3 protein-coding genes are annotated in these 2,965 nt (G+C 45.8%); all 3 read left to right on the plus strand.

The genetic code is table 11. The features are described 5' to 3' along the window. Window positions 1-516: 516 nt before the first annotated feature. The 3 genes from O9X78_RS20465 to mobV all read left to right on the plus strand — a co-directional run bounded on the left by O9X78_RS20465 (window position 517) and on the right by mobV (window position 2,939). Window positions 517-1,224 carry a replication initiation protein gene (locus O9X78_RS20465; protein ID WP_269621545.1) on the plus strand — a complete coding sequence of 236 codons (708 nt, stop codon included), beginning with the start codon at window positions 517-519 and terminating at the stop codon, window positions 1,222-1,224. A 69-nt stretch (window positions 1,225-1,293) separates the two neighbouring features. After that, window positions 1,294-1,626, plus strand: coding sequence for a hypothetical protein (locus tag O9X78_RS20470; RefSeq protein WP_269621546.1), 333 nt, complete (start codon window positions 1,294-1,296; stop codon window positions 1,624-1,626). Window positions 1,627-1,892: 266 nt separating this feature from the next. Continuing rightward, window positions 1,893-2,939 (plus strand): MobV family relaxase, encoded by a 1,047-nt coding sequence (gene mobV / locus O9X78_RS20475; RefSeq protein ID WP_332108539.1) that lies wholly within the window; start codon window positions 1,893-1,895, stop codon window positions 2,937-2,939. The last annotated feature ends 26 nt before the right edge of the window (window positions 2,940-2,965 follow it).

The raw sequence follows: 2,965 nt of genomic DNA on the forward strand, positions 1-2,965 counted from the left end.
TGCACGCGGTGAGCTGGAAGCTTTCGGCAACCGAAGAAGAAAATCAAAAACTCCGCAAAAATCTCGCACCACGGCAAAGCCCGTCTGGGCCAAGCCGCTAAAGTCAAATCTAACCGCCCAAAATAGCCCGCTGCGGGCTTTTACACTATCAACCAATACCAACACCTAGGTTTAATACTAAAATCGCTCAGATCGATTAAAAACAGGCAAAGACGGTTAATTGGTGAAAAAGATTGGTTTTTTAGCTTTTGACCTGTTTTTTCATGCCCTGAAAATTGTTATCCACAGCGAAATTTCTATATATATATTTTTATCTTGTTTTTAACCTGTTTTTAGGTGCTCTGGAGGCCGCGCCAGCCGTGGGTTTCAGCGATCTATTAACGACAAAATGGCAGTTAATAACGACAAAATGGCAGTTTAATAACGACAAAATGGCAGTTCATAACGACAGGTATTTACTTTGTCGTTCATTCTGTTATAACTACAAAATGGCAGTTCATAACAACAGGTTTTTTTATGTCGTTAATAGATCAAGACAAAAACAGAGTTTCAGTTACTCAAGATAACCAACTCATCGAGGCCAGCTACACATTAACGCTCAATGAAAAACGACTGCTATTGCTGGGTATCTCAAAGCTAGATCCGCGCCATTTCCCGCCCGCTGGCGCTGAATTTGAATTAACTGTAGCGGAGTGGAAGCAGCACTTCCCGCAGGACGGAACGCCGTGGAGAGCCTTGCAGCGAGCCGCGAAGCAAATGATAAAAAGACATGTAACATTCCACCCAAAAACAGGCATCACCGAAGACGTTAACTGGTTTGATTCCGTGCGCTACGTCGAAGCTGAAGGGCGCATTAGCGTGAGGTTCACATACTCAATAACAACTCGTTTACAGGGCATGATGGAGGCGTTCACGCGGTTGAGCTTGCTTGATGTGAGCAAGCTCAACAGCTTCCACAGCATCAGATTGTACGAGCTTGCTAGCCAGTTCCGCAGCACGGGATATCGCAAAATAACAGTGGCCGATTTTAGGGGCGGGATGGACTGCGCAGAGACCTACCCACGAATGGGCGACTTTAAAACCCGCGTCCTCCGCCCAGCGTTAAAAGAAATTAACGAGAAATCCGACTTCAAGATTGAGTGCCGCGACATTAAAAGAGGCCGAAAAATAACGGCTTTCGAGTTCATTATTTCCGAAAAAGAGCAAGGCGACTTGTTTAAATAGCACATACAAAAGCACACACAAAAAAACAGTAACCGACAATACCGCCTCTTTTTTATATTGTCTTTTGTATTGTTAAATGCACATACAAAAGACAAGACAAAAGAAACTTCAAAAGATAATCCAAATATACTTTCATTAGTATTTATTTATGGCATTGTGTTTGTTGTTTCATTTAAAATTACAAAGGTGGTTATTATGGCAATATCAAAAGGCATTACTTCTAATAAGACTAAAAGCTTTACATTTCGCATTACTGATGAAATGTCAAAAGAGATCACAGAGTTAAAGGCAGAGTGCGTGCGTAATGGCCTGCGTTGGAATGTTACGGAAGCACTGACAAAAGCACTTGCTCAGGAGATTAAAGCCGCTAAAAAGGTCGTCTCGGCTGATCCCAATAAATAGCCTTTGCAGTGTTATTCCCGCCTTTGTATGCACATACATATGTGCATACAAATAGCTTGAATTGCTGGGCATGTATTGGGGTTTTAGCTGGTATGGGTGCGCGTCATTTCCGCCCCCATGCCAGCTAATAATCCCGCCTTTTGCCCTTGGTTTGGCGGTCTTTTCCGATTCTTTGAATCGGCACCTATCAATAGATAGAGTACTGACTACACCTTTTGCTGCGCTAAAAGGTTTCGTTCGTACAAGACTTGCGCTATTCTCATGTGATGGGCTACGCGATCATGAGAACCAAAAAGCTAAAAACAATGGGAGCCGTCGGCGGTGCCGGCGGTCACAATTCGCGTACCCGCGAAACGCCAAACGCCGATCCTGAAAAATTACATTTGAATCGTCGGTTGGTCGGCACCGACCAACCGTTAGTTGCTCAGGTAAAAAATCACATCAAGCAGGCTGATGCGAAGCTGAATAAAAACTCGCCTCCAGCTTTTGAAGTTCTGCTTACGGCCTCGCCTGAGAGCATGAAAAATATCACCGATAAAAAAGACCTCGGGAAATGGGTCTCTGCCAACATAGACTGGCTGAAAAAAAACTACGGCAATAATTTAATTACGGTTGATCTTCATCGCGACGAAAAAACGCCGCATCTCCATGCTATCGTCTGCCCTGTAGTTGCTCGCTTTGACAAGCGAGCAAACAAGGAAATTAACCGCGTGACATGCAAAGAGTATCTCGATGGCCGCGGTAAGCTCTCAGCACTGCAAGACAGCTATGCCCAGGCGATGAAGCCATTCGCCCTGGACCGAGGCGTGAAAAAGTCCAAGGCGACACACACCGAGGTGCGCGAATGGTATGCGATACAGCAGCGCGTAGCAGTTTCAGCAAAGAAAACAATCAAGGTTCCAGCGAAGCCAGAACCCATCAAACCAAAGATTTTCGAGACGCCAAGCGCGTTTGGTAAGCGTATGCGAGAGAGCTTTTTTACACAGCTCGCCCCTGATCTCGACTTGCTTGTAAAGACTGCGCGTGACCAGCAAAGAGTGCTGCTAGACACACAGCGACAGCTTGAAATCGAGCGTCAGCGCGTGTCAGATGAAGTGCATTACGACCGCGAGCGGAACCTTTCATTGCTTGGCACGGTGTATGACAAGCTCAAGCAGACCGAGCAGACAGCAACACAGCAGTCAGAAAAAATAAAGGCGCAAGAAACCGAGTTGCACGCGGTGAGCTGGAAGCTTTCGGCAACCGAAGAAGAAAATCAAAAACTCCGCAAAAATCTCGCACCACGGCAAAGCCCGTCTGGGCCAAGCCGCTAAAGTCAAATCTAACCGCCCAAAATAGC

The organism is Zhongshania aquatica (genome assembly GCF_027257955.1).
Lineage (GTDB): Bacteria > Pseudomonadota > Gammaproteobacteria > Pseudomonadales > Spongiibacteraceae > Spongiibacter > Spongiibacter aquatica.